The sequence below is a fragment of the Flavobacterium sp. DG2-3 genome, assembly GCF_030730925.1.
In the GTDB taxonomy this organism is placed as follows: Bacteria; Bacteroidota; Bacteroidia; order Flavobacteriales; family Flavobacteriaceae; genus Flavobacterium.
In genome coordinates, this window is sequence record NZ_JAVAMB010000002.1 from 256310 (window position 1) to 282027 (window position 25718).

General features: G+C 34.7%; 24 protein-coding genes and 1 tRNA gene. 6 read left to right on the forward strand and 19 right to left on the reverse strand.

From position 1 onward, the window contains the following. Positions 1 to 5 precede the first annotated feature (5 nt). On the reverse strand, positions 6 to 1511 hold the full coding sequence (locus Q9Q97_RS05125; RefSeq protein WP_306155289.1) for an aldehyde dehydrogenase family protein: 1506 nt from the start codon (positions 1509 to 1511) through the stop codon (positions 6 to 8). A gap of 273 nt (positions 1512 to 1784) precedes the next feature. Between Q9Q97_RS05125 and pheT the strand changes: the two genes are divergently transcribed. Beyond that, entirely contained in the window at positions 1785 to 4205 is a 2421-nt protein-coding gene (pheT, locus tag Q9Q97_RS05130; RefSeq protein ID WP_306155290.1) for a phenylalanine--tRNA ligase subunit beta, read from the forward strand. 369 nt (positions 4206 to 4574) lie between these two features. On the opposite strand, the gene Q9Q97_RS05135 is transcribed toward pheT, so the two are convergent. From Q9Q97_RS05135 to Q9Q97_RS05145, 3 genes are all read right to left on the reverse strand, one after another. Beyond that, positions 4575 to 5399, reverse strand: coding sequence for an N-acetylmuramidase family protein (locus tag Q9Q97_RS05135; protein ID WP_306155291.1), 825 nt, complete (start codon positions 5397 to 5399; stop codon positions 4575 to 4577). Continuing rightward, positions 5399 to 7546, reverse strand: a complete 2148-nt coding sequence (locus tag Q9Q97_RS05140; protein WP_306155292.1) for a hypothetical protein — start codon at positions 7544 to 7546, stop codon at positions 5399 to 5401. The genes Q9Q97_RS05135 and Q9Q97_RS05140 overlap by 1 nt, the downstream gene beginning before the upstream one ends. 77 nt (positions 7547 to 7623) lie before the next feature. Beyond that, positions 7624 to 9639, reverse strand: a complete 2016-nt coding sequence (locus tag Q9Q97_RS05145) for a hypothetical protein (RefSeq protein WP_306155294.1) — start codon at positions 9637 to 9639, stop codon at positions 7624 to 7626. Positions 9640 to 9895: 256 nt separating this feature from the next. Between Q9Q97_RS05145 and Q9Q97_RS05150 the strand changes: the two genes are divergently transcribed. The 4 genes from Q9Q97_RS05150 (at position 9896) to Q9Q97_RS05165 (ending at position 12371) form a co-directional block, all read left to right on the forward strand. After that, the gene (locus Q9Q97_RS05150) at positions 9896 to 10321 is read left to right on the forward strand and encodes a hypothetical protein (protein WP_306155296.1); all 426 of its coding nucleotides are present in this window, start codon (positions 9896 to 9898) and stop codon (positions 10319 to 10321) included. A gap of 7 nt (positions 10322 to 10328) precedes the next feature. Then, positions 10329 to 10976, forward strand: coding sequence for a hypothetical protein (locus Q9Q97_RS05155; protein WP_306155297.1), 648 nt, complete (start codon positions 10329 to 10331; stop codon positions 10974 to 10976). A 98-nt stretch (positions 10977 to 11074) separates the two neighbouring features. After that, positions 11075 to 11731, forward strand: coding sequence for a sensor histidine kinase (locus Q9Q97_RS05160; protein WP_306155298.1), 657 nt, complete (start codon positions 11075 to 11077; stop codon positions 11729 to 11731). Continuing rightward, the gene (locus Q9Q97_RS05165) at positions 11721 to 12371 is read left to right on the forward strand and encodes a response regulator transcription factor (protein ID WP_306155300.1); all 651 of its coding nucleotides are present in this window, start codon (positions 11721 to 11723) and stop codon (positions 12369 to 12371) included. Before Q9Q97_RS05160 ends, Q9Q97_RS05165 begins: the two co-directional genes overlap by 11 nt. Position 12372: 1 nt before the next feature. Here Q9Q97_RS05165 and Q9Q97_RS05170 read toward each other — a convergent pair whose 3' ends face one another. Continuing rightward, a complete protein-coding gene (locus Q9Q97_RS05170; RefSeq protein ID WP_306155302.1) occupies positions 12373 to 12885 on the reverse strand; it encodes an adenine phosphoribosyltransferase in 513 nt (170 codons plus the stop codon). A 114-nt stretch (positions 12886 to 12999) separates the two neighbouring features. Here Q9Q97_RS05170 and Q9Q97_RS05175 point away from each other — a divergent pair. Continuing rightward, positions 13000 to 13073 (forward strand) — tRNA-Arg (locus Q9Q97_RS05175). On the opposite strand, the gene Q9Q97_RS05180 is transcribed toward Q9Q97_RS05175, so the two are convergent. The 14 genes from Q9Q97_RS05180 to Q9Q97_RS05245 are packed head-to-tail and all read right to left on the reverse strand — an operon-like array spanning position 13039 to position 25709. Further along, positions 13039 to 14589 (reverse strand): recombinase family protein, encoded by a 1551-nt coding sequence (locus Q9Q97_RS05180; protein WP_144212938.1) that lies wholly within the window; start codon positions 14587 to 14589, stop codon positions 13039 to 13041. The genes Q9Q97_RS05175 and Q9Q97_RS05180 overlap by 35 nt on opposite strands. Continuing rightward, complete coding sequence (locus tag Q9Q97_RS05185) at positions 14586 to 14750, reverse strand: hypothetical protein (protein WP_167443804.1); 165 nt, start codon at positions 14748 to 14750, stop codon at positions 14586 to 14588. Before Q9Q97_RS05185 ends, Q9Q97_RS05180 begins: the two co-directional genes overlap by 4 nt. Before the next feature lie 60 nt (positions 14751 to 14810). After that, on the reverse strand, positions 14811 to 15095 hold the full coding sequence (locus Q9Q97_RS05190) for a hypothetical protein (RefSeq protein WP_306155304.1): 285 nt from the start codon (positions 15093 to 15095) through the stop codon (positions 14811 to 14813). A gap of 10 nt (positions 15096 to 15105) precedes the next feature. Then, positions 15106 to 16149, reverse strand: a complete 1044-nt coding sequence (locus tag Q9Q97_RS05195) for a hypothetical protein (RefSeq protein WP_306155305.1) — start codon at positions 16147 to 16149, stop codon at positions 15106 to 15108. A 28-nt stretch (positions 16150 to 16177) separates the two neighbouring features. Next, on the reverse strand, positions 16178 to 16981 hold the full coding sequence (locus Q9Q97_RS05200; protein ID WP_306155306.1) for a hypothetical protein: 804 nt from the start codon (positions 16979 to 16981) through the stop codon (positions 16178 to 16180). A gap of 28 nt (positions 16982 to 17009) precedes the next feature. Next, a complete protein-coding gene (gene traN / locus Q9Q97_RS05205) occupies positions 17010 to 17858 on the reverse strand; it encodes a conjugative transposon protein TraN (protein WP_306155307.1) in 849 nt (282 codons plus the stop codon). A 15-nt stretch (positions 17859 to 17873) separates the two neighbouring features. Continuing rightward, positions 17874 to 19148: a conjugative transposon protein TraM gene (traM, locus tag Q9Q97_RS05210; protein ID WP_306155308.1), complete on the reverse strand. Its 1275-nt coding sequence runs from the start codon at positions 19146 to 19148 to the stop codon at positions 17874 to 17876. Between the two features lie 4 nt (positions 19149 to 19152). Continuing rightward, positions 19153 to 19419, reverse strand: coding sequence for a hypothetical protein (locus tag Q9Q97_RS05215; protein WP_144212950.1), 267 nt, complete (start codon positions 19417 to 19419; stop codon positions 19153 to 19155). A 6-nt stretch (positions 19420 to 19425) separates the two neighbouring features. Further along, on the reverse strand, positions 19426 to 20046 hold the full coding sequence (gene traK, locus Q9Q97_RS05220) for a conjugative transposon protein TraK (RefSeq protein ID WP_115887085.1): 621 nt from the start codon (positions 20044 to 20046) through the stop codon (positions 19426 to 19428). A gap of 19 nt (positions 20047 to 20065) precedes the next feature. Continuing rightward, positions 20066 to 21265, reverse strand: a complete 1200-nt coding sequence (traJ, locus tag Q9Q97_RS05225) for a conjugative transposon protein TraJ (RefSeq protein WP_222104868.1) — start codon at positions 21263 to 21265, stop codon at positions 20066 to 20068. A 4-nt stretch (positions 21266 to 21269) separates the two neighbouring features. Further along, positions 21270 to 21905 (reverse strand): TerB family tellurite resistance protein, encoded by a 636-nt coding sequence (locus Q9Q97_RS05230; protein ID WP_144212952.1) that lies wholly within the window; start codon positions 21903 to 21905, stop codon positions 21270 to 21272. 4 nt (positions 21906 to 21909) lie between these two features. Further along, positions 21910 to 22530, reverse strand: coding sequence for a hypothetical protein (locus Q9Q97_RS05235; protein ID WP_144212954.1), 621 nt, complete (start codon positions 22528 to 22530; stop codon positions 21910 to 21912). Between the two features lie 14 nt (positions 22531 to 22544). Continuing rightward, entirely contained in the window at positions 22545 to 23228 is a 684-nt protein-coding gene (locus tag Q9Q97_RS05240) for a conjugal transfer protein TraI (protein ID WP_144212956.1), read from the reverse strand. Between the two features lie 12 nt (positions 23229 to 23240). Further along, positions 23241 to 25709: a TraG family conjugative transposon ATPase gene (locus tag Q9Q97_RS05245; RefSeq protein ID WP_306155311.1), complete on the reverse strand. Its 2469-nt coding sequence runs from the start codon at positions 25707 to 25709 to the stop codon at positions 23241 to 23243. Positions 25710 to 25718 lie beyond the last annotated feature (9 nt).

Genomic DNA, 25718 nt, shown 5'->3' on the forward strand with positions numbered 1-25718 from the left:
ATTCTTTAAAAGAATCCTAATTTCTTTTTGTCATAAGAAATCAGCATGTTTTTGGTTTGGCGGTATTGGCTCAACATCATTTTGTGATTTTCACGGCCAATTCCAGATTGTTTGTAACCGCCAAACGGAGCACCAGCAGGATAAGAATGATATTGATTAATCCAAACACGGCCAGACTGAATTGCTCTCGGAACCTGATAAATTTCGTGCGCGTCTCTTGTCCAAACCCCTGCTCCTAGTCCGTACATGGTATCGTTGGCAATTTCAATTGCTTCTTCAGTAGTTTTGAAAGTGGTAACCGCCAATACAGGTCCAAAAATCTCTTCCTGAAAGATTCTCATTTTGTTATGGCCTTTAAACAAAGTCGGTTTGATATAATAACCTTCAGCTAATTCTCCTCCGAGTTTATTTTCATCACCTCCTGTTAGCAATTCTGCGCCTTCTTCTTTTCCTAATTTGATGTAAGACATAATTTTTTCTTTCTGAACAATCGAAGTCTGCGCACCGATCATAGTCGATTTATCCAGCGGATTTCCAGCTACAATGGCTTCTGTTCTTTCGATTACTTTTTTGATAAACTTGTCGTAAATATCTTCGTGAATTAATAATCTCGAAGGACAAGTACAAATTTCGCCTTGGTTCAAAGCAAATAAAACCGCACCTTCCACCGCTTTATCAAAGAAATCATCATCATGATCTGCTACAGAAGGGAAGAAAATATTTGGAGATTTACCTCCTAATTCTAAAGTTACCGGAATAATATTTTCAGTCGCATACTGCATTACCAAACGTCCTGTAGTGGTAGAACCGGTAAATGCCGCTTTTGATACTTTTTTATTGGTTACTAACGGACGGCCTAATTCGGCACCAAAACCGTTTACAATATTTAAAACTCCCGGAGGAAGAATATCTCCTATTACTTCCATTAAAACCATGATTGAAACTGGCGTGCTTTCCGCTGGTTTTAAAACGATTGTATTTCCTGCGGCAAGAGCTGGAGCGATTTTCCAGACTGCCATTAAAATTGGGAAATTCCACGGAATAATTTGCGCTACCACACCTAATGGTTCGCTTAAAGCGATAGAAACAGTTTGAGAATCCAGTTCAGCAATCGAACTTTCTTCTGCACGAATTACACCTGCAAAATATCTAAAATGGTCAATTGCCAGCGGAATATCCGCAGCTAGCGTTTCACGAATTGGTTTTCCGTTGTCTACCGTTTCGACTGCCGCGATATATTCTAGATTGTCTTCAATTCTTTGTGCAATCTTATTTAATAAAATACTTCTTTCGGTTGCAGAAGTTTTTCCCCAAGTCTTAAACGCTTCATAGGCTTTATCTACAGCCAATTCTAAATCTGCTTTTCCAGAATGCGCTGCTTTTGTAAATACTTTTCCATCTATTGGAGAAAGCACGTCAAAGTATTCTCCTGAAATTGGTGGAGTAAATTTTCCGCCAATATAATTATCATACTTTGCCTTAAATTCAGGTCTTTTTACTGAGGTACTCATAATATTCTTTTTTTGATTTACTCCAAATTTAGTTTCATAAAAAGAAACAGAATAGCACTTTTCATTCATCTTGTAGCACAAAAATTACACAATCCGTTTTTTTAGTCATTTACACTATTCATTCGCTAAAATTTTGACCTATAAATTATTAAAAGCTTAAAGCATAGCATTTTCTATTCAATAAAAAACAACGAGAAAAAACCACATAATTTTTTCTTACTCCAAAGCGCAATCCTTATATTTGTAACCTTATTCAAGAATTAAATAGCTACAATGAAAATATCTTACAACTGGTTAAAACAATTTATTAAAACAGATTGGACATCTGAACAGACTTCTGAATTACTAACAGATTTAGGTTTAGAAGTAGAAGTTGTCGAAAAATACGAATCAATTAAAGGAGGTTTAGCAGGAGTTGTTGTTGGACATGTTCTGACTTGCGAAAAACATCCTGATGCTGATAGATTGAAAGTTACTACAGTTGATGTCGGTTTAGAAGCTCCAGTTCAAATTGTGTGCGGTGCTGCAAACGTTGCTGCGGGACAAAAAGTGCCAGTTGCCACAATTGGAACCGTTTTATACGATAAAGAAGGTGCTGAATTTACCATTAAAAAAGGAAAAATCCGCGGACAGGAAAGTCACGGAATGATCTGTGCTGAAGATGAATTAGGTTTAGGAACAAGCCATGACGGAATTATGGTTCTAGCAGAAGATTTGGTTCCTGGAACTCCTGCATCTGAAGTTTTCCAAATTGCAAATGATGAAGTTTTCGAAATCGGATTGACGCCAAACCGTGCCGATGCGATGAGCCATTTTGGAACTGCTCGTGATTTAAGAGCGGGAATGTTGCAGCGTGGTGTAAACGTAGAATTGATCACGCCTTCTGTAAGCAATTTTAGAGTTGACATGCGTACGCTTAAAATTGACGTAAATGTTGAAGATACTCATTTGGCTCCAAGATATTGCGGTGTAACTATTTCTGGAATTTCTGTTCACGAATCTCCAAGCTGGTTGCAAGACCGTTTAAAAGCTATTGGATTAACTCCAAAAAATAATATTGTAGACGTTACTAATTATGTTTTACATGAATTAGGACAGCCTTTACACGCTTTTGATGCTGCGAAAATCAACGGAAAAGTGATTGTAAAAACAGTTGAAGAAGGAACAAAATTTGTTACGCTAGACGACGTAGAAAGAACCTTAAGCAAAGAAGATTTAATGATTTGCGACGAAAAAGGTCCGCTTTGTATTGCGGGAGTTTTTGGAGGAAAAAAATCTGGCGTTTCTGACGGAACTACTTCTATCTTCTTAGAAAGTGCTTATTTTGATCCGGTTAGCATTCGTAAAACAGCTAAAAGACACCAATTAAGTACAGATGCTTCTTTTAGATTTGAAAGAGGAATTGATCCAACGATTACAGAATACGCTTTAAAACGTGCTGCACTTTTAATTCAAGAAGTTGCAGGCGGAAAAATCACTTCTGATGTTGTGGAAGTATATCCTAAAAAAGTAGAAGATTTTTCTGTTTTATTGAATTTCAGCCATGTATCTAAAATTATCGGGCAGGAAATTTCGAAAGACACGATTAAGAAAATCTTAGTTTCACTGGACATTAAAGTAAACAGCGTTTCAGATTCTGGTTTAGGTTTAACTATTCCTGCTTATCGTGTAGACGTTCAGCGTGAAATTGACGTAATCGAAGAAATCTTAAGAGTTTACGGTTATAATAACATCAATTTCTCTAAGAAATTTAATGCTACAGTAGCCAATTCGCCAAGAACAGAAGATTACAAAGTACAGAATGTAATTGCATCTCAATTGAATTCGCAAGGTTTTCACGAAATGATGGCAAATTCACTGACAACTGCAGCTTACGCTAAATTATCTACTTCATTAAAAGAAGAACACAACGTTTCGATGCTGAACCCGTTGAGCAGTGATTTAGCAACACTTCGCCAGTCTTTATTATTTTCTGGTTTAGAAGCGGTATCATACAATATCAACAGAAGAAATTCGGATTTAAAGTTATTTGAATTCGGAAAAACCTATCATAAATATCTTAACGGATACGAAGAGCACAAACACCTTTCTCTTTTAATTTCTGGAAACAGAAACAAAGAAAGCTGGACAAACCCTCAAAAAACAACTGATTTCTTCTTGTTGAAAGGATATGTAAAAGCGATTCTATCTCGTTTAGGAATTGAAAAGATTTCGAATGCCCCAGTTCAGTCAGATATTTATTCTGAAGGAACTGCGATTACGTACAACAATGATATTCTAGTTGAAATGGGTGTGATTAAAAAACCTATTTTGAAGCATTTCGGTATTAAACAAGACGTTTATTACGCTGATTTTAACTGGGATTTGGTTTTAAAAATCATCACAGGAAAAATTAAGTATACTGAAATCCCTAAATATCCTGAAGTTCGTAGAGATTTAGCTTTATTAATTGACGAAAAAACGACTTACGAAAGCATTTTCAACTTGGCAAAACAAACAGAGAAAGCACTTTTAAAAGACGTTAATCTATTTGATGTTTACCAAGGAAATAAATTGCCAGAAGGCAAAAAATCATACGCTTTGAGTTTTACTATTCAAGACAATACTAAAACTTTAACCGATGCTCAGATCGATAAAATCATGTCTAAATTACAGCAGACTTTCGAAACTGAACTTGGAGCAACATTGAGATAGATTTTTTTGCTTCATGTTTTGAAAACGTTGCGTTTATTTTTTACCGCAAAGGACGCTAAGAATTTTACACATTGTGTTTCGTTTATAAATTAAAAAGTTCGCAAAGCTATATCTACAAAGCTTTGCGAACTTTTCTTTTTTAATAAAACCACAAAAAACTTAGCGACTTTGCGACTTTGCGCGATTAAAAATTACTTTGCACAAAGCTTTGCGAACTTTGCGTAAATCTTATAGCGCACCTTGCGGTTAAAAAACTTTACGCCTTTGCGCGATTAAAAAATTACTTTACAAAAAGCTTTGCGATCTTTGCGTAAACCTTAGCGCACCTTGCGGTTAAGAAACTTTGCGCCTTTCACGATTAAAAACAAACTATCTAGCATACTTAGCATAAGCACGCGCCAACTTCTCATCATATTTATTGGTTTTGTACGCTGGACCATTATATTTTAAAGCAAAAGAAGCCCAGTTTTTACTTCTCAGCAATCCAATCAAATTGTTCTTTTCTAGAAACATTCCGAAAGCTTTCAGATGTTCCCCTTCATTCTGGTTCATTTTTTCTACATATTCGTCAATGCTTTTATAACCGATAGAAATCGCATTAAAACCCATAATTTGAAAAAGTCCCCAAGAAGCCGAACTATTTGCCGCATCAGCTATTCTTTTGTCCTGACCAAGATTACGTGCTTTCTCTAAACGCGCATATTCAGCTGTTCCGCCAACGTAATGTTTTTTAGTATAATTTTCGAACAAAACATCTTGCGTATTCGCATTCGCGTAAGCGTTTGGATCAATATTTCTTTTCTCCAGTTCTCGCCAGAAAATATGTCCTTCAAACAAAATCTTCGGGCGACCATCGATTAAAAAACCTTTTCCGTTGCTTTCCACTTCATTCACCGCTTTTACAACTGCGAGTTCTAAATTAAACTGATTTGAAAAATCAATTAAATCCTGTTCTGATAATAATTTAGTGTTGGTCGAAAAACCGTTTTTATTTTTCTCCAAAAGTGCCGACCATGTTTTAAGCCCCACTACTCCATCAACCACAAGATTATTCTTTAGCTGAAAATCTTTGATTGCTTTATCGGTTTCACTTCCGAAATAATCGGAAACGACAACGCCGTAATTTAATTTGGACAAAAGCTCGTTTAAATAATAAACTTCAGGAGATTTTGTGCCTGCTTTTATGGTTCTCATTATTTTTTATTTATGGTGATAATTGATGCTTTAGAAAAATCAAAAACATCATTTTTGGAACCTGTTAGATTATCATTTTTGTCAAAATAATTGACTTTGTATGAAATCAGAGTATTATTGTTCGCCGTATTTTTTACAATAAAATTGAACAATATGGGGGTCGAGAATTCCGATTTTAAGCGTTCGATGGCAAATTTACTTCCCGTTTCCTGAACAGTTAATTCCAAAGTAATTCTGCTAGTTGCCGCCGCCTGGCTTTTAACCTGAACTTGAATGTATCGATTATAAGCCGTTGATTGTGAAACAACCTGACTAAATTCAGAAGTAATATTTTCTATGTTTTCAAAATCAAAAAACACATTTTTAATTTCGCCCAAAGCGGTTGGATTGATTGACGAAAAATCTAAAAACTTTATATCGTTGCTGATTAACTGCGGATAATTTTTAAAGAAAACACTATTCAAATACGTTGCATTCTGATTGTAAAGCAACAGAATTGAATTAAGCTTGCAATTTGAAATCGACTGATTGTTAACTTGGATTTTCTTTCCTGCATTATCAATCAAAGTATCCACTATTTCTCCAATTGTCTGCTCTAGATTTAGTTCTACAACGCTTGTATCTTTTATTTCTTTGTATTTAAAATTGATGTTAGCGTATTGCGAAATGGTATTATTGAGCGCGTTAATCAAGATGCTGGCTTCAGAAAGGTTTTCGGTTGAGATTTTAAATATAAAATGTTTGCCATCAGTAGTAATTTGTGCTTGCTGAAGAAAATGATTGCCGTTTACTTCATACTCGGCTCCCAAATCATTAGGAAACAAGAATTGCACTTTATCAAAATAATCTGCCGGATCTCCGTCTATAAAATTGTTTTGCAAAAGCGCAATTTTCAATTTAGCCAGATCAAAACTGGAAAGATTCGGACCAATAACAAACTCAAACGTAATCTGCGAAATCTCTTCAGATGTTCCTGTGTCTTCTTCATGAGCATGAAAAATAGTAGTCACACAGGGTTTCATCGTATTTAAATCTTTTGAAAGGCTGTACGTTTTTGAAATCAGCAAGAAAGTATTGGGCTGAACCATCGATTTATATATCGACAGTTTGCTGAAATTATATCCTGAAACGAAAATCTGTTTAAACTCCGAAAAATCTTCATTTAAATTGAAAGGATTATTCGCAAATGGTCCATCATCATTTTGATACAGCTTTGGATCGTTGCCAGGCAAACGTGGATAATTTACCGTTTTGTTGATTTTGAGCAAAAAAGTACTTTTTACATATTCTTCCTGAACTTCAGCCTGTATATTATTGTCTCTCCTAATTTCTGAAATAGCTATTTTAGGAGCAACAGTTCCTGCCGTTGTCGTTTTGACCATCAGCGGACTACTTATAAGCGTTGCTTTTGGCTGTAAAGTTGTTCTAGCGGTTAGATCCTTTTTTGTTGTAATCTGACTTCTTAAAATAGCCACATCTCTTGCGTACAAAAAATTGCGCTTTACTTTCGAATAGCCTTTGAAATCAAAAAACAAATCGACATTGCACATCAAATCGCTTATTTTGGAAACTAAATTGGAATAGGCAATTTTCACCGCTTCATCAATCAAATCAAACTGAATTTCTTGCGTGGCAGTATTTATGATTCCGTTTATTTTGACGGTATCATTTTTTACCTTTAAGTTTAAAACTGCTTCTCTCAAGTTTAGAACAATATTTTTCTGATTGGCCTGCAACGGTTTGTTTTTGATGCTGTATTTCAAAGTTACCCTTCCCATAAGTCCGTCCTCCTTTGCAGATTTTCCAGGCACATCTTCATAATAAAATAGCGCTCCATTATTGGGTTCTATTTCTACTTGAGGAAAAAAAAGAATAATTTCATTCTTAAAATAATCCTTAAAGGAATCGTTCTCTGTAATCGCTTTATCTCCTTCAATTAGAGGAAAATAATTTTCAAAAATGGGAAGAATTAAAATGGGCTGAATTTCAATAGAATGAATAACAGGATGTTCGATTACCTTAAACTCCGTTTCTTTTACCACTGCTCTTGCAGTAAATACGGTGCTCGGTTTGGCAGGCTCGAGATTGAATCTATTTACGGGAACCAACTTGGTTCCGTCGAGCTTAAATGTATTTAAATCTGGCATAATCTTTAGGTTTAATGAATGGTGAGTTAAGAAACAAAAGGGACTTTACGTCCCTTTTGCAAAATGTCTCAAAAAAATTATTCCATAAATGGAGCTCTGATTTTCTCGATATCGGCATTTTGAGCTGCTGTTCCTGTTGGAATTTCAAACAACACATCGCCTTCCTGATAATCAAGTTTGATGTAATCTGTTGAAACAGAAACTTTTTTCGATTTCTTGCCAATTTTACCGTTGCAAGTATATTTTACTTTGTACTCTGTCGGTTTAACCGTATAATCTGCTTCATACCAAGCTCTGTACGGAATGGCATCTTCAAAATTATCTACTGTAAACTTGTACTTTTTAGAAGACATTTTATCTGCTTTCAAAGTCACTTCAAGCGTATCGCAATCATACAATTCTTCGGTAGACAAAGTATAATTGATCATGTTCTGAATTGGAAGCGGTACAAATATCTTAGTCCCTTCAAATTCATACTCTCTTACAGTATCTTTTAGCTTGATTCTCTTGTCTTTTTCATACATTACTTCTTGTTTCACTTTAATTTTTGAAGAACCGTTGTTTTTCACGAAATCAAACACAAAAGCATTTTTTTCTTTCGATTTATCGTTCCAAGTTGCTGGAAAAATAGCATCGATTTCTTTTCCCGATTTACTCGTATTTTTTACATACGGAGTTCCTTCTGGCGCAATCATTCTACCTGAGCTTTTCCAGATCATTTTCCCTTTAGAATCTGGATAACCCACTTCAATAGAAACTTGGCTCACCGGATTATCATTCACAATATCACTGTCTTTGTCCAATTTAATTAAACCTCCATTTAAAGAAGCGATTACCTGCACTTTAGAGAAATCTTCATCCAACTGGATTTCAGTAATATATTTTTTCAATTCCGTTTTTGCTTCAGGACCAGATTTTAAAGTCAGCGGCGTTAGATTTCCGCTTATTTTTGAATCTAAAACTTCGATTGCAGAGAATTTGATTTCGTCTGTGAATTTTACTTCTCTAGTTTGGCTTCCGTGTTTCAAACTTACGCCCACGCTTCCCCAGCCAAAAAGAATTCTAAAAAATCCTCCCGGTTTTTCTGGTGTTGTTGCTGGTGTAAATTGTTTTTCTGGCGCATCAAAAATTTGTTTTTGAACCATTTGAAAAGCAAAATCTCTCTGTTTGGTAAAAAGCGCTTCTTCTACTTTTTTTCTTTCTTCATTAGAAAATTGATTGTCAGTAATGATTTCGCTTACAATACCGCCCTGAGTCAGGATTTTCTCGTATTCGCTTTCCCAGTTTACATCTACAAATGACCAGCTTGCATTCGCTTTAGCAGAAAAATAAGTATGTACTTTTTTTACATCAATCGTTGTTTTGATGGTTGTAGTCGGCATATAGCCTTTGTATTTGATGTTATTTTCAACCACCAAATTATTAGCGCCAGATTCTAACGCATTTTTCACCAAAGAAGCACTGTTGCGCCCCATAAGCACAGAAAGTGCATTATCTCCTAATCCAAATGTAGTTCCAGCGCCTTCTCCCTGAATATTAAATGTCCACGGATTGGCTCCTCCAAAAGGATTATTTGGCGATTTTTCGCCTACAATATGCATCGTAATCGTATTTTCTGTTAGCTGAATTGGTCTAACATTGGTTTCATTAAAATCGCGATCGACACCTTTTAGATAAGAAAACAGTCCAAAAAGTTTAGATTGTCTCTGATTATTATAACTGGTGTGCAATTTTGTTTTCAGCTTGTCAATTGCTTTTTTCAATAATGCTTCTGGCAGATCAATAGTACTAGTTAAAGTAGTGTATGCTCCTGCTTCTTCTTCTAATCCTTCGGCGCCAATTACGGTTGAAGAATCTCCTTCTGATTTGAAAACCTGCATGGCAAATTTAAATCTTCCATCTGGGTGCTTAGCTAGACGTGGTGCTTTTGGATAATAATAAAACTGCATTGGCAGACCAGCATCTCTTAATAATATATTATTAGGATCTGGTGAAAAAAGTACTGCATAATCTGCTCCATCTTCTTTTTCTAAAAGAATTTCTACTGTTCCGGCTCCTGCGTGAGGATAACCTAGAGGTGTTGGTTGTGACATAATTTTAAAAATTTAATTAATTATTAATAGGTTACATTTTTGATTGCCCGTTTTTACCTTAAAACTGACGATGTAAAATTCTATCTTTACAAATAATTATGTAACAGCACTTTAACCCAAATTTTTAAATATTTTCACCTAAACAAAAAAGGGTATATTTCCCCTTGTCGGAATTTTATGTTTCAGATAATTTTGCCTTGTTCAACAACTCAAAAAGCTGTTAACTAAAACTTTAACCAATTAATATGAAATAACTATGAAAAATCCACCCGCAAAACCGAGTCAGTTAATCACAAAAGAGTTTGCACGACAATTAAATGTGAATTACAATAATAAAAGAGCTTCTCTTTCTGCAAAAAGAGAGCAAAAAGAAGATGCCAATGCAATCTGGTATTCTCTTGAAGAGTTAGAAAATTATATTCATTACATCAAAACGAATGGCGCAAAAGAGGGTTATAATGTAGACGGAATCCGTTTTTACTTTGGAGTTTATCCAGATGATGAAAAACACGGAGAAAAAGCCGGACTGACCACTTTATTCCTTGTTCCGACTGGTAAAAAAGCAAAAGACAGTAGCCAAATTCAAGGTTTTGCGATGATGCAAGAAGCTTCTGTTGACATACAAAGCCTTGAACCAATGAATTACGGAAACATCGGAAGACCGCCAAGCTTATTATACTAAAAAAATTATGTTCGAATTTTTAAGATCTTATATTATCTATATGGCTTTATTGTCAGGAACGATTGGTTTGTTTGCACTGCCAAAACTTCCTGGTAATAAAGCCAAATTTTTAGTACTTTTAATCTGGTTTTCTGTAGTGATTGAAGTTGTAGGCTATTATTTTACCTTTTGGACAGGTTTGCTCAACTTTCATGTGTACAATTTCTATATGCTTACCAGCTTCTCTGCCTATATTTTACTTCTAAGAGCCCTGCTTACCAAAAAAGATCATAGAATTTCGGCTGTTCTTTTTCTAATACTGTTTATTGTGTCGTTTTTCTTAAATATTTTATATTTCAAAGAAGACATGAACCGTTCTTTTACCTATAGTTTTGCAATTGGTGTATTATTAATTTTAATATTATCCTGCATGTATCTGATTGAGATTTTTAATTCGGAAAAAATACTGAATTTTAAGAAATCGGTGTTTTTCTGGTACATTCTCGGGATCCTCGTTTTTCATGTTCCGTTTACACCTTTTATGCTGGCTCTCAATTGGTTTTTAATCAAGCAAGACGAATCTATTTTTAGTTTGGTCGTGTTTATTTTAAATTTTCTGGCACATAGCTGTTTTATAATCGGATTTTTATGGAGCGAAAAGAGATACAATTATTAGTTATTTCGTTAGGTATTGTTTTCTTTACCTTAATAGTCATTCTGCTTGTTATCTTCTTTTATTTTTTAAAGAAGAGAAATAAATTCTTAGTAGAAAAAATGGAAGCTGATTTGTATTTCCAGTCCGAATTGGTTAAAACAAGAATTGAAATAAAAGACCAGACTTTATCTGAAATCAGTAAAGAATTGCATGACAATATCGGACAGATTATTTCGGTTGCCATAATGCAGCTTAATATCGGAATCAGCAATAAAAACATCCAAATAGAAGAACTTAAAGATTTGAAAGCTGTTTTAGCAAAATCTTTAGACGAACTGCGCATTCTCTCACGCATTATAAACAAAGACAATCTCCTTCATAATAATTTTATCGAAGCCATTCAGCAGGATTTGGAAAGAATTAAAAAGCTTAAAAAAATTAAATTCAATTTTAAACAGATTGGAACAGTCCCTGCAATAAATGAAGAACACGAACTTATTGTTTACAGAATTTTTCAAGAAGCGCTCCATAACAGTTTAAAGCATTCTAGAAGCGATTTGTTTGATGTTCATATTGAAACTACCGATTCTTTTTTCATATTAAATCTAAAAGATTTCGGAATTGGCTATGACGTTAAAAAGTCAAATTCAGGAATCGGATTGAATAATATGAAATTAAGAGCTAAGCTTATTGGCGCCCAGTTGATCTTAAATTCTGATACGTCTGGAACCAGTGTAACCATCAAATACCCATTAACCCAAGGCTATGAAAACTAACTCTAAACGAAAAATAATAATTGTAGATGATCATTTGCTTTTTTCGCAGTCTCTCGAACTGCTAATAAAAAGTTTTGGCGATTATGAAGTGATAAACCGCTTTGAAAATGGAAAAGTCTTCATCGACTATATCGAACAAAACAACGAGGCTGAAATCGATCTTATTCTGCTTGATGTTAATATGCCTGTACTCGACGGATTAAGTACAATGAAATGGCTTAAAGACAATCGGCCAGATTTGAAAGTAATTGCTTTATCGGTAAACGACGATGAAGAAATTATCATAAAAATGATCACAAATGGCGCAAAAGGTTATCTGCTGAAAGATACTTCTCCAGAAATCTTTAAAGAAGCAATTGAATGCGTCATCGAAAAGGGTTTTTATTTTACAGAACTTGTTTCTGGAATGCTAATTAATAAAGTTGGAGGCGATAACAAAAAGATTTCTCTAAAAGAAAAAGAAATTGTTTTTATCAAACATGCCTGTACTGAAATGACTTATAAGGAAATAGCATCAGAAATGTGTTTAAGCCCCAAAACCATTGATGGCTATAGAGAATCACTTTTTGACAAACTTGAAATAAAAACCCGAATCGGACTTGTGCTTTATGCGATTAAGCATAAAATTGTTTTTGTTTAATCTAGTACGTTAACGCTGCAAAAACAGGATATTCCTTAATTTTCTCTCTTCCGTTAAGAAAAGTCAGTTCCATTAAGAAATTACATTGTACAATTTCGCCACCCAGTTTTTCGACCAATTCGCAAACTGCTTTTGCTGTTCCGCCAGTAGCCAAGACATCATCGTGAATTAACACGTGATCGCCTTTTTTGATAGCATCTGTGTGCATTTCTAAACTATCAGAGCCATATTCCAATTCGTAAGAAGCAGAAACCGTATCAAACGGAAGCTTCTTTGGTTTTCTCACAGGCACAAATCCAGCATTTAATTCCTGAGCTAGTAACATTCCGAAGAAAAAACCTCGAGATTCAGCTCCAACCACTTTATCAATTTTTTGTCCATTTAAAGAATCCAACAAAATTTTTAGGCAATTGGTACGCGCTTCTGGGTCACCAAGCAAAGGTGTGATATCTTTAAATAAAATTCCTTCTTTTGGAAATCCCTGAATATCACGTATATACTTTTCAATCTTCATTTTTTTTTAATTTTCTGTTATTTTTTCCTTGTTTATCTCACATTTATGTCTATCTTTGCACCCGCAATAAGCAATCAACAAAGCTACAAAAAAATAGCTAATTGATAACAAAAAGGCCTCGTGGCGCAACTGAATAGCGCATCTGATTACGGCTCAGAAGGTTACTGGTTTGAATCCAGTCGAGGTCACTTCTCGGGACAAAAGATAAAAATCATCTTTTGTCCCGTTTTTTTTTGCTTTTAACTGTTTGTTAATGAGATAAATAGACTCCACTATTTTGTTCACTCTAGCGGTTTGTACTTTATTTTCGTGAATTGTGAAATTTTCGGGGTAAACTAAACCAATTAGGCTTCTTGCATCAGATAAATCCCTTTTCAAATATGAATCACTAAGCTTGATAAGGTTGTCAACCCCCTTTATCAGTAGCTCTTCAATACTATGCTTATCTTTAGTGACTGTTGATAGCTCACGTTCAAGGTTTGCAATTCGTGCACCATAGTCATCTTTCATTAGCTTATAATCATCAGCTTCAATTTTTGATGTAAGGAGAAGATCTCTTGCATTGCTTAATCTGAGTTCAAAATCTTTTATCTGTTCTACAAGTCTTCTTTTCTGTTCGCCGGCATTATTTGCGAGATCACGATGTGTTTCATATAAAATCGAGCTGTATAATTTCTTGACTTCAGCTATAGGTTGATACTTATTAAGATCTTCAATAAAAAGTTCATTGGCGATTTCTGAGTTAATTCTAAACTTACATTGCGCTTCACAGTGGTAATAATGATAGTATTTGTGTCTTCCTTTACATTTACTTCCTTGCAGCTTCTTTTGGCACTTTGGACAGATAAAAAAGCCTCTTAATGGGAAATCAACGACAGTTTTAATTTTAGGTCTGTAAAGGCGTGATTTTCCATCTAAGATATCTTGTACATTATAAAAAAGGCCTTCAGAAATAAGTGGCTCATGCTGTCCAGTAACAAATCTGCTTTCTTCATCTTTATATTTCGGTATAAATATTTTACCACAATAAACAGGATTTCTTATTAAGCCCCACATGTTGTTTTTAGTTCTTTTAAATCCTCTTCTGCAAGCCATATGATATATTTGCTCTGTATTGAATATTCCTTTAGCCAATTCTTCAAATATCCAGCGCATAACAGAAGCGGCAGGTTCTACAAGTGCAATATATTTACTTCCGTCTTCTTTGGATTTATTAGCATATCCAAACGGTGCAATACCCATATATCTACCTTCTTTTTTCGCCCTTCTCATTCCATGAAAGGTATTTAAAGCTCTTCGATCGTTCTCAACTTCAGGAGCCGCTAAGTAAAAAGCCAACATCATCTTATTTTCTGGAATTGCCAAATCAAGAGGTTGCTCAATCGCTTGAGGCTCTACACCTAACTTTCTTAATAAGCTTATCATCTGATAGGCATCACCTGCGTTTCTGCTGAAACGATCCCATTTGGTAAACAAGACTAGGTCAGTTGTGTTCTTCTGTTTTTTCAGATTCAGTAAAAGTTTATTCCATTGTGGTCTATTAAATGTCTTAGCGGAATGATCCTCATAAATAACGTTACGCACTTCAATATAATTTATTGAGCAATATTTCCTTAAAACTTCTTCCTGATTTCTTTGCGAATAACCTTTTTCTGCTTGTTCGTCCGTGCTTACACGTATGTATAAATCTGCTATAATACTCATGACTCCAAAAATTTAGATACGGCTACATGAGCCATTTTTCGTAAAAATAGCAAAATTTCAGTTGCTTCTTCGATTGTAACATTCATACCCTCAGAGTTTAACATATTCATAGCTTTCTCTGGGGTTATTTTCCCTCTTGTGTTTTCCTCTTCATCTTCCATTTCTACAATATTTTATATAAAAAAAGCCCTTATTAAGGGCTTTAGTTTTTTATTATTACATTACTCAAAAAAATAAATCTTACTCCCTTGTGTTTTCTTAAACGACCGCTCATACTTTATATAACCATAAGTACTCAATTCCTGAATACATTTATGATAAGTGTAAGCTGAAGATATTTTTGCCAAAGGAGTTATTTCATGTCTATAGACCTGTATAGGATTCATGAAACCTTTTTCAACTCTATACTTTAGCAGTGCAGCATAAATTGCAATATGAGTGGAACTAATTCGAAAATCATTTTCAATTGCAGAAAAGAAGTCCAGTAAGCTTTTCAGATTTTCCATAGCCTTTATTTTATATTTTTCTGCATTTACTTTTGACTTTGATATCTTGACTTTTTAAACTTGATTGTAATTTCAATGGGACATCCCTTTTAACTCTAAACAAACTTTCAATTGTCACCTTCCTTAAGTTTTCATTGTAGATATTCAGACACTTATTTTGAGGATTAGCTTCGATATAGACCTTACATTCCTTTCCTTCTTTGGTTAAAGTCACTGCTTCTCTTCTGCCTTCTTTAAGAGAATCTAGTAAAGAATTGATTTCCGATTGACCTGAAGTCTTCAGAAATAATTCAGATACACTTTTTTCAATGTTGAAGCCATATGATTCATGAAATTCTTTTAATTGATAATTATTATCAACTCCTTTTTGATTAAAGTCTAATTGTTTCCAAGTCCCTGCTGTTAAAACTGCTCTACCTGATAGTAATTCGTAAGCCTGCTCTGAATTATAAGCTTTTACCTCTTCAACATTAAAATAGTATTGCCTATTCTCGTTATTACCATTCTGATGATGGAGATTAGAGTTAAAACCTTTAAAATCATAATGTCCCTGCTCATTTTTTATAAAATGAAGAGAATGATTCATCTGGTCGTGCTCATTAAGATAATAAGATATTGGAACAGTAAATTTATCCTGCCCCAGCCTCATATACCTATCAACTTTATTGTATGCATCTTTAAAGCCAGCACGTTCCAGATTATCTGCAAGCAACTGATTGCTTTTTAGCTCCTCTCTGCTTTCTTTTTGAGCATTGATTCTTTCTACAACAAATTTGCGCATTAGTTTATAGAAATACTGTCGAAACCTGTCCGGATAAATTTTCTTAATTAAAGTGTTTCGTTCGTTTCTTATAATCTGCAATGCAGTACGTTCATCTAATTGATTTGTATTCTTGTACTTCAATAAAATATTTTCATAGAACCTTAGTTTCTCTTTTAATAGAGAATTTTCTAACGATGAACTTGATTTAAAAAGTTTCTTCAGTCGGTCTTCTTTTGAATTCCACCCAGCAATCTCTGACTCCAGTCTATTTGTATGAACCTCATTATTCATAATTTTAAACTTTAGAGGTTAAGAATTTCTATACAGATTTACCTGCCTTTCTTTTATGGGCAGCAGTTTTCTTTTCCCTCTTATCAGGTTCATCATCACTATCCTGCTTCTGTGATTGTTCTTTCGAAGCTGACTTTTCTTTTGATTCCGACTGCTTTTGATCCTTGCTCTCGCGATGATTAATCCTTTGTAAATTATCGTCGTAAACATTTACAGTCTTAAATTGTGGATTTGCCTCTACATACTGTTTGCTTTCTACTCCACTAACAACAAAAGTTACGGACTGAAGATTACCTTTTTTAAGTGAATTTAAAAGATCTTCTTTGTATTTAGGTGTTTCAAGTTCCTTTATAGAATGTTTTGCTAAACTTGCTTCCAAATCGTACCCATAATTTTGATGGTAATGATTTATTTTAAAGTTTCCATTACTCTCGGATTCCTTAAAGTCAATTTTTAGCCAGGAATTATACACTTCACCTTCCTTCGTTTTAAGATCTTTATTTACAGAACGACCTTCCATTAAATTATAAGCTTCTTTAAGGGTAATATTACTGCTGTTGCTATTAATATAAAAAGTCTGTTCTAATCCTTCTTTTGATTCTTCTTTTTTAAGATTCACATGATAAGAATTAAAAAAGTACAGATCACTTTGGTCGGATTTTTTAAAATTCAGTTCGGCAGTCATTGCATCTTTTCCATAAACACCTTCTTTTATAATCTTAAACTCTGTCTCTCCTTTTAGCATCTTTTCTTTCAGATCCTGATCGAACGTTTCTCCAAATCCAGTATATTTCAACTGATCTTTTAGGAATTCTAAATTTTTCTGATTCATGATAAATTATTTTAATGTTATTATTGTTTTAAAAACTATTAAGAACATCAAGATCAATTAGATCATTATTCTTGATGTCTATTTCTAATTGTCTGCCACCATTCTTTTCAATAAGTTGAATCGTTAGGTATTTTTTCTCAGGGATAGTAAACTTTGATAAAGCATAGACTAAATTCACTTCAGATTTATCTGGAATGAGCATGGAGTTGGAAGTTGAAAAAAGCGGAAGTATTTCTATTTCCTGTGAAGCAGTACGTTTAGATTTTCTCTGATCTCGAATAAAAAAACGAAGCTGGTCTATATCGTAATTTATCTGTGAAGTATTACCTAAAACAAGTCTGATGTAAAGAACATCCTGATGAATAAATATGCCGTTCACACTAAGATTAATATCAAATCTTGAACTCTTTAAACCGCTTATTTTTTTCTTTTTCAACAAAGCAAGCTTAGAATACTGTTCAATTTTCTTTTGATTTTCATTATCGAGCGAAAACAAAATATCATTATTTACTATTGCACTATTGTCAGCCTTAATGTTTAAATCCGGGCATACCTCATCATAATTCAGAACAAAGACATATAGCCTGCTGTCGGCTGTAACTACAGTAATATTGGTCTGTATAAAATTCTGCTTAGCAGCTTTCAGCAGTAAAATGTTTTCTACTCCTTTTGCCTTTTGCATTAAAATATCCTGACTTCCCTTATCTACACTTTTAATCGCATAAGGAAACACTATGCTTGTTGTTTTAGAATAAGCAATCTGCACGTTTTTAAACTGATCCTGATTGAAATCAACAACTCTATTTATCAATTGTGCATTACCCGACAGTATACTTAAAAGCAGGCAGACCAAATTCATCCAATTATTATTTTTCATTTTTTCAAGATTTAATTATTTCAAATTCTTTTGTTTTTCATCGTAGAGTAAAATTTGATATCCAGCCTTTATGACAACTTTTATAAGTTTTACCTTTTTGCTCATAAGGCTTTTTGCTGCTTCAATTCCCATCTCTGCAGCCTGCGCACCCCATGAGTCGGTAACTCCATTTAATCCTAAAGTTTGAAGAGAGCGGTCTGCAGAAGTTTTAGCTACCTCCCTGCTTATTGCTCCCGGAATATAGATTCCGTCAATTCCATCCAAGTCGTAAACAGAGAGTTCAACAGGGAAAATTGAATTTCGATACTGGATATTATTAATTTTAACCTCCAGCCTTTCTCCTTTCAAAGATGCAATGCCATACAAAAAAGTGTTCTTAGGAATAAGTATGCCCTGGAGAAATACGTCAGTTTTTAATCTTAATTTTATAATTGCCCCATTTACAATAGTTTGTGTCTCGTGTATTATTGCTTCGATAGAATTCTGCTGCTGTTCCATATCTAAGTTTTCATCAACTGAATAAAATGAGTTAGATTTTAAGAGATCTGGAGCTGCTATATTTTGCTGTAGAGAAGTAGTGTTATCTACTTCTTTTTTATGGCTAACAGTGAAAACTTTTCCTTTGTTTATTTCTGAAGCTTGCTTTAACTTTTCCTGTACACGTGATGGATGCTGAATATCAAGAATGTTTTCAAGCATACCGCCGAGTTGTTTTAGTTCTTGATCAGGTTCTTGCGAAGTGCCTATTTGTGACATCATCTGCTCTAAGTTTTTTATCGCATCTGATTCACCTTTTGATGATCCATAGTTTTCAAACTCACTCATATCCTGACCATAATTATCAGGGACAGCAGGCTGGCTGATTACTTTTTGAAGTGCTTTAAGTTTTTGATAAACTTTCTGTTCGTTTGCATCTTGATAAGAGGATGTATTAAATACACTATGTGCTCTTACTAAATTATTATCCGTAAAATCATCTATTGATCCTTCTGCTATTTTTTGATTTGAGTAATTAGGGTCTTTTTTTATTTGTTCCAGCAATTTGATCGAATCTACTGCCGCTTGGTCGTAGTAACTCATTTTATCGAGTGATGAATCTTCTTTAAATTTAGGAATGGGAAGATTAAAGTTAAATCCCTTTTTAATTTCTCTTTTGGCCGTTTCTGCTTCCATTCTTCCACCACCTAAAATGTAGAATAATATGGTTATAAAAGGAAGTGTTATAAGAGGCAGAACTAAAAGCATTTTTCTTCTTTTAGATTCTTTGAGTGATATTATTTTTTGCTGCATGACATTACTTTTTAAAATTGATTGTTTTAATTTTTGAAATGGTTTCCGGGTTTTTATTTATTTCAGAATTTTTCTTTGAGAACGCCGCGTAAATGTTATAGAGAAAATACCCTCCCTCCAAAACAGTAAACAGAACCAGCAGATAAATAATGGCTCTTTTAGAAAGTCTGCCCGTTAAAGATTCCATTTTTTGCACCCACTTATCTTGTGCAGATAAGTAATACTTATTGTAAATAAATGGCTCTTCTCGCTTTTTAATTAATTGTTTCATAACTGTCTATTTTCTATTTTCAACAGTTAAATCTTTGTTTTCGATGGTATTCCATCGTTCGATTAAAAAACCATGTGGATTGTTGTCGCTCCTAGATACATTACGAAGGCTTCCTTGGGTTATAAGGCTTCTTTTCAAGATACTGGTGGTTCTTATTATGCTTTGTTTGGCATAGCATTGAAAGCGGTACGGGTATTCTTTGATATCTATAGTTATACTGTCAATCTGGATTGTCTGGCTTATATTTCCTGAAATGATTCCAGAATAGAAACCATTCTCTTTTAGATCATCATAAATTCGCTTTGCACTGTCATCAGCCAGATAAAGAGCTTTTGTAACATTGGTTTTAATTACTTTATCATCAGGATCAAGGGTAAAGAAAAATTTATGAAATGTTTTTACATGATCTCTTGCTTCCACAGGTACATTATCTCTTCTATCTGATGCATATGCTTCCATAGCTTTCCCATTGGCAAGAATATAAACCTTATCCTGCATCAGAGCTACAGACTCAAAGCTTTTATAAAGCGTGTAACAGCAGATAATAATACATCCTGTAATTACCAGCATTGTAAATCCTCTCACATATCGGAATGCAGTATCTATATTTTTCATTTTAGTAAACATCTTTTATCTTTTTAGGTTACTATGAATTTCCTTTTAGCTTATCGTTCATGTAATTTCCTTTCTCTTTGAAATAGGGAGTACTAGCAGCTGATGAGGACATACTTTGTGACATTTGGCCTGCAGCATTTCCCATTGAGTCCATTACCATACCAGCGCCTTGCGAGGTTTTTGTAATAACTGAATTAGTAGTACTGCTAAGCATACCAGTAACTTTCTGTCCTAAGGCTCCGCCTCCACCTGCATGAACGATGTAATTAGCTACTGATGGGACAGTAAAATATCCGATGATCCCAATAATCATAAAAATGAGATATGACATATCAGTCCTGCTGAAGAAAGTATCTCCCGTCGACTCTACCTGTGATAAATCCAGCTTCAGCATTAGCTCCTGAATTTTACCGATGATGCTTCCAAAGATATTTGCAACCGGCAGCCATAAATAAATATTGATATATCTTGCCAGCCAAACGGTGAGAGTATGCTGAAATCCATCAAAGACCGCTATGCCAAATACAAGGGGGCCAAGTATGGAGAGTACTACCAATTGAAAAGTCCTAAGCGTGTCAATACACAGAGCGGCAGCTTCAAACAATACTCTAAGTACTTCACTCATCCATTCTTTTACAGAATTTCTGAAATTATAAGAGGCCTTTTCCATGGCAAACTTTACGTCGTTTCCTATACCTGCAAGCATGCTCTCATCGGAAGGATCCTCATCATGAGTATATTTATACCATTTATCTCGATCTCCTGTTCCTGTGGAACCAACATACATTTTCCATGGATCAGTTTCTTTTATAGCCTTTTCTTTTTCCTTTAAAAGAACTGCAACAGCATTATTAGATCCTCGCACCATCGCAGCAGTGGCTGTAACAGTTGGTTTCATTACCCCATTAATAAGTGCCAGTACAGATGGAAAAATCATAATACAGAATCCAATAACAAAAGGCCTGAAAAGCGGATAGAAGTCAATAGGTTCTGCATTTGCCATATGACGCCATACACGGGAAGCTATATACCAAATTGTCCCAAAACCAGCTATCCCCTGCCCTACAGCCAAAAGATTACTGCACAGCGGCATCATCTCATCATAAAGCTGATCTAAAACCGAGTGCATACTCTGCATATTATCGCCGAGTCCCTGTGCACTTGCAGCAAAGGGTACTATCATTGCACCAGTTAATAAAAGCACTGTTTTAAAAGATTTATATATGTTCATCGTTTTAATTTTTTAAATCAAGAAGTTCTTTGGAAGCATATACATCTTTCTTTTCCTTTGCTCTCTGCAGTACCAGTATGCTTGATGATTTATTAAAGTCTCTCAAAAACAAAAGTTTATCCTGCATCTCCATATAAATATTATCAATTGCTTGAAGCCTTTCATCGTCTGACATTCTTAACTTATCAGCTGTAATTACCATAGTTAGTTCATCAAGGTTTCTTAAACTCTGGTTCAAAAGGTTTCCATAAACTTTCTCAAAATAATTGATCTCCTGCTGGCTGAAACTTTCACTTTTTAAAAACCTGTTCAATCCTTTTTTGCTTTCTTTTACCAGCAATATTTGATAGTTTACGATATCTCCTATCCTTTTGTAATTTTTGACCGTTGGGCTTACCTGCATAAGGGCATCTAAGAATGTTTTATGAAGACTAAAGTTGCCTTCGGACATATCTTTAACTGTTTTGTAACCTCCAGAAAGCAGTTCATAACCCTTTTTCATATCGCTGAGAATCTTTTTGAACTGCGAGAGTTTTTCAATGTTTAAGATCAACTGCTGGATTTCTGCCGACTGTGCATTCATGCTGCTTGGGATAAATCCAAAAAAGACCAGAAATACTAAAATCAATATCCTTTTCATGGCGTTAATTTTTAAGTCCGTAAATACTTTGTGTGGATTCAGCACTTCTTTTTTCATGAGATTTTGACAATGACAATAACTTTGCTTCATTACTAAAAGACAAACAGAAATCGTAATTACTAACCATCGTTTTGTATAGCTCATCTATACGCTCTATCCTTTGGTCATCTTTAAGTTCCAGTTCTGAATCAGTAGTAAGAACCAGAAGCTGGTCTAAAGTTTCATTGCAGCTTTCTAGTAATCTTTCAAAAGAACGCTCAATATAATCGAGCTCATTTCCCTGAAATAAATCATCAGTCTTGAGTTTAGTATAAGTCCTTTTATACATTTTCACTATCTTAAACTGCAAGGAGATAATCTCTGCTGTTTTATAATAGTTCTTTATTTTGGGATTAATTTTTAAAAGTGAAGCGAAATAATCACCATGAAGATTGACTTCTCCTTTCTTCACATCACCAATGAGATTCAGACCTTTGGAAACAGCTGAATATCCTTTTTTAGCATAATCCATGTAAACCTGAAGTGCAGCGATCTGCAGCAGCAGTTCCTTTCTCTGCTTGGCCTGTGCGTGAATTCCTTGATTTAAAACAAACCCAGCAAAGAGTAATACGATTACTTTTTTCATAATATTTTCCTTTATTACGGAATTCCGTAAAATTGTTTGACCTGATTTACTTCTGTTTCAGTTTTTGCTCTTTGAAGGCTTAGCATTACATTCTGCTGATTAAAAAGTTTCAAGTCATCATAATTGGAATCGATTTGATCAGCAGCTTTATTAATAATCTCCAATCTTTTTAAATCACTCATCTGCGTTGAGAAAGAATCCAGAATTAAAAAGATCTGGTCAATATTCTTGACACTCTCCTCTAGAATACCTGAATAAACTCGCTCCATATACTGAATTTCGCTTTCTTTAAAGTGAGAATCCTGCTTGAACAGATTCCAAGCTCTTTCATATTCCTCAATCAGTTTTGTCTGCTTCTTTGTAATATCCTTTATCCTCTGATAGTAAGTAATAATAGATTTTACTTTTGCCAGTTCTTCATAATAGCCTTGATATAAATCTTTCTGCTTTTTCGTCCAATCAGAAATTTCATCCAACTTTAATTTAGACAATACATTTTCAACTTTTTTCTGGGCATTCTGAAGCCAGATTGTCTTATTTTGCAGTTTTTGAATTCGAAGGTCAATTGCTTTAATAACTTTCTTGGTAACTGCTTTAACGATCTCCAGTATTGGCAACACTGCTGTATTATTTGCCGATCTTGCAGGATTGCTGATGAGTAGCAGACATATCATGCAGGTAATTAATTTTGCTTTCATTTTCTCTTTCATTTAATTTCCATCTCTTATATCTTGCGCCATTGCAGCTATGCCTTTTTTTATGTCGCCGTCAAACTTTTTAGCATAGGCGTTCATTTTTACCTTCTCGCTTTCCTCAGTCGTGTAAGCCAGATATTCCTCCAAAGAAACTTCTGTCCTATAGACCTTCGAAAGCCTTCCGCCCAGAGAAATAAATACTTCTTTGTACTTTTTATCGGGATCATTGGCTTTATTAACTGAAAGTACAAGAGCTTTTTCCTTATCTGTAAGCCCCAGAAGCTCCTGTATCTGATCGAACTTGTTTTGATATTTGCTCTGGTCCAATAGGATTTTGCAGTCGCTGTTATTTATAATGGCTTGTTTTACTACTGGTGAAGAAATGATATCTTCTATCTCCTGCGTGACTACAATGGCTTCCCCAAAGAACTTCCTAACAGTTTTAAATAAGTACTTAATATATTCGGACATTCCTTCTTTGGCAATGGCTTTCCATGCTTCCTCGATCAAAATCATCTTGCGGACACCTTTTAGTTTGCGCATTTTACTTATGAAAACTTCCATTATAATGATCGTCACTACAGGAAATAAAATTGGATGATCTTTGATATTGTCCAGTTCGAATACAATAAAACGCTCTTTCAAAAGTTCCAGATTCTCAGTGGCATTAAGCAGATAGTCAAACTCACCGCCTTTATAATATGGGCGGAGTACATAGAGAAAATTATTTACATCAAAATCCTTTTCTTTGACTCTATCATCTTCCAGTATCTTTACAAAATCATTTTTCAAAAAATCATAAAAGCTATCAAAACAGGGAAAAATACTAGAGTCATTATCCAGCTTTTCATAATATAGCTGAAGAGCATTTGAAAGGGCCACATACTCACTTCGGTTAAAGGTTTCATCATCTTTTTTCCACAGAGCCAAAAGCAGCGTTTTAATACTTTCCTTTTTCTCAGTATCCAGATTATCACCTTCAGAAATATAGAAAGGATTAAAACGGATCGGGTTCTTTTCATCATAAGTAAAATAATAGCCGTCGACCATATCACAGAGTCCTTTATAGCTGTGTCCAACATCCACAAGTACGATATGTGTACCCTGCTCATAATAACTTCTTACCATGTGATTAGTAAAAAAAGATTTACCGCTTCCTGAAGGTCCTAGTATAAACTTATTCCTGTTAGTACATATTCCCATTTTTACAGGCTCATCGCTAATGTCTACATGAACGGGTTTGCCTGTTAATCGATCTCCAAGTCTGATACCCGTTGGACTTAAAGAAGACTTGTAACCTGTTTCCATGTTTAGAAAACATACTGCCTGCTCTGTGAAAGTGTCAAAAGTATCATTCATAGGAAAATCTGCTTCATTCCCCGGTATTCCAGCCCAATAAATCTGTGGAGCTCCAACCGTTTCCTGTTTAGCTGCTGAATCCATCTGAGCAAGTGCTGACGATACCTTGTTTTTGATATCCTTAAGTTCTTCTTTGTCTATACTCCAGGCCAGCACATTAAAATGTGCCTTTACTGGAAGTCTTTGCTGAGACACGGCTTCATTCAGGAAATCATTAGTGGCATCTCTGGCAATCATATTCTCCCTGCTGTAAGCCGACAGTGATTGAAGTCTTAATCTTTTACTCTCCAGCTTTTGGATAGTTTTCTGTGCATCTTCAATAAAAATGTACTGATTGTAGATATGGTTGCACGACAAAAGCTGTCCTAAAGTTGACGCAAATCCGACACTGAATTTAGTTTTATCGGTAGAATAGCGGTCAAAATTAATTCTAGATCCACAAAGGCCTGGAAGGTCAGCAGCGTCACCAAGAGTAAAAAGCTGGCAGTGTTTATCACCTACTGAAAGACCTTCATCAAATTTAATGTCCGTATAGACAAAAGAATCTTCCCGTTCAGATAAGAAACAGTACTGCTCAATAAGACCAATTTTTCTGCTTTCACTTCTGAGTGAATTGTTTTTCAATCGGATAAGTTTAACAAAACCGCTGTCTTCCAATATTCTCTTAAACTGTCCGGTACAGTCAATAAAGTCCTGCAACAGCTGTGTATTCAGTGTCTCTTCAGGCACCATTTTATTTCTTATAAGACTTGAAAATAAAGAACTTGAATTCTTCCTTCCCTGCGGTTTCTTGGTAAGTATAATATAACAGGAATGCTCCAGAAAAGGTCTTTCATTAAAAAATCGTTCACTGCTTCTTGTCAAAAAACTACTGTCATCACTTGTGAAATCAGCTTTATATTTCTTTTCTATAAACCAATCCTGCTTGTGAAAAACACAGAACTTAGGTAATACCTTTAGTGCCTTGATCCATGACTGATGAAAAGCCTCATATTCCTGATCCGATAATGTAAAAATCTCAGGCAGTTCTACTCTGAATGCTACCGTAACATCACCATGCTTTGACAAAATACAATCATGTTCGACTGCCATAATGGGCAGTAAATCTTCCATCCTCTTCTCCATCTCCTCTTC

Excerpts from the sequence above, each read along its gene's own strand:
- Q9Q97_RS05125 (WP_306155289.1), bottom strand. The coding sequence starts at position 1,511 with ATGAGTACCTCAGTAAAAAGACCTGAATTTAAGGCAAAGTATGATAAT.
- pheT (WP_306155290.1), top strand. The coding sequence starts at position 1,785 with ATGAAAATATCTTACAACTGGTTAAAACAATTTATTAAAACAGATTGG.
- Q9Q97_RS05135 (WP_306155291.1), bottom strand. The coding sequence starts at position 5,399 with ATGAGAACCATAAAAGCAGGCACAAAATCTCCTGAAGTTTATTATTTA.
- Q9Q97_RS05140 (WP_306155292.1), bottom strand. The coding sequence starts at position 7,546 with ATGCCAGATTTAAATACATTTAAGCTCGACGGAACCAAGTTGGTTCCC.
- Q9Q97_RS05145 (WP_306155294.1), bottom strand. The coding sequence starts at position 9,639 with ATGTCACAACCAACACCTCTAGGTTATCCTCACGCAGGAGCCGGAACA.
- Q9Q97_RS05150 (WP_306155296.1), top strand. The coding sequence starts at position 9,896 with ATGAAAAATCCACCCGCAAAACCGAGTCAGTTAATCACAAAAGAGTTT.
- Q9Q97_RS05155 (WP_306155297.1), top strand. The coding sequence starts at position 10,329 with ATGTTCGAATTTTTAAGATCTTATATTATCTATATGGCTTTATTGTCA.
- Q9Q97_RS05160 (WP_306155298.1), top strand. The coding sequence starts at position 11,075 with ATGGAAGCTGATTTGTATTTCCAGTCCGAATTGGTTAAAACAAGAATT.
- Q9Q97_RS05165 (WP_306155300.1), top strand. The coding sequence starts at position 11,721 with ATGAAAACTAACTCTAAACGAAAAATAATAATTGTAGATGATCATTTG.
- Q9Q97_RS05170 (WP_306155302.1), bottom strand. The coding sequence starts at position 12,885 with ATGAAGATTGAAAAGTATATACGTGATATTCAGGGATTTCCAAAAGAA.
- Q9Q97_RS05180 (WP_144212938.1), bottom strand. The coding sequence starts at position 14,589 with ATGAGTATTATAGCAGATTTATACATACGTGTAAGCACGGACGAACAA.
- Q9Q97_RS05185 (WP_167443804.1), bottom strand. The coding sequence starts at position 14,750 with ATGGAAGATGAAGAGGAAAACACAAGAGGGAAAATAACCCCAGAGAAA.
- Q9Q97_RS05190 (WP_306155304.1), bottom strand. The coding sequence starts at position 15,095 with ATGGAAAATCTGAAAAGCTTACTGGACTTCTTTTCTGCAATTGAAAAT.
- Q9Q97_RS05195 (WP_306155305.1), bottom strand. The coding sequence starts at position 16,149 with ATGAATAATGAGGTTCATACAAATAGACTGGAGTCAGAGATTGCTGGG.
- Q9Q97_RS05200 (WP_306155306.1), bottom strand. The coding sequence starts at position 16,981 with ATGAATCAGAAAAATTTAGAATTCCTAAAAGATCAGTTGAAATATACT.
- traN (WP_306155307.1), bottom strand. The coding sequence starts at position 17,858 with ATGAAAAATAATAATTGGATGAATTTGGTCTGCCTGCTTTTAAGTATA.
- traM (WP_306155308.1), bottom strand. The coding sequence starts at position 19,148 with ATGCAGCAAAAAATAATATCACTCAAAGAATCTAAAAGAAGAAAAATG.
- Q9Q97_RS05215 (WP_144212950.1), bottom strand. The coding sequence starts at position 19,419 with ATGAAACAATTAATTAAAAAGCGAGAAGAGCCATTTATTTACAATAAG.
- traK (WP_115887085.1), bottom strand. The coding sequence starts at position 20,046 with ATGTTTACTAAAATGAAAAATATAGATACTGCATTCCGATATGTGAGA.
- traJ (WP_222104868.1), bottom strand. The coding sequence starts at position 21,265 with ATGAACATATATAAATCTTTTAAAACAGTGCTTTTATTAACTGGTGCA.
- Q9Q97_RS05230 (WP_144212952.1), bottom strand. The coding sequence starts at position 21,905 with ATGAAAAGGATATTGATTTTAGTATTTCTGGTCTTTTTTGGATTTATC.
- Q9Q97_RS05235 (WP_144212954.1), bottom strand. The coding sequence starts at position 22,530 with ATGAAAAAAGTAATCGTATTACTCTTTGCTGGGTTTGTTTTAAATCAA.
- Q9Q97_RS05240 (WP_144212956.1), bottom strand. The coding sequence starts at position 23,228 with ATGAAAGCAAAATTAATTACCTGCATGATATGTCTGCTACTCATCAGC.
- Q9Q97_RS05245 (WP_306155311.1), bottom strand. The coding sequence starts at position 25,709 with ATGGAGAAGAGGATGGAAGATTTACTGCCCATTATGGCAGTCGAACAT.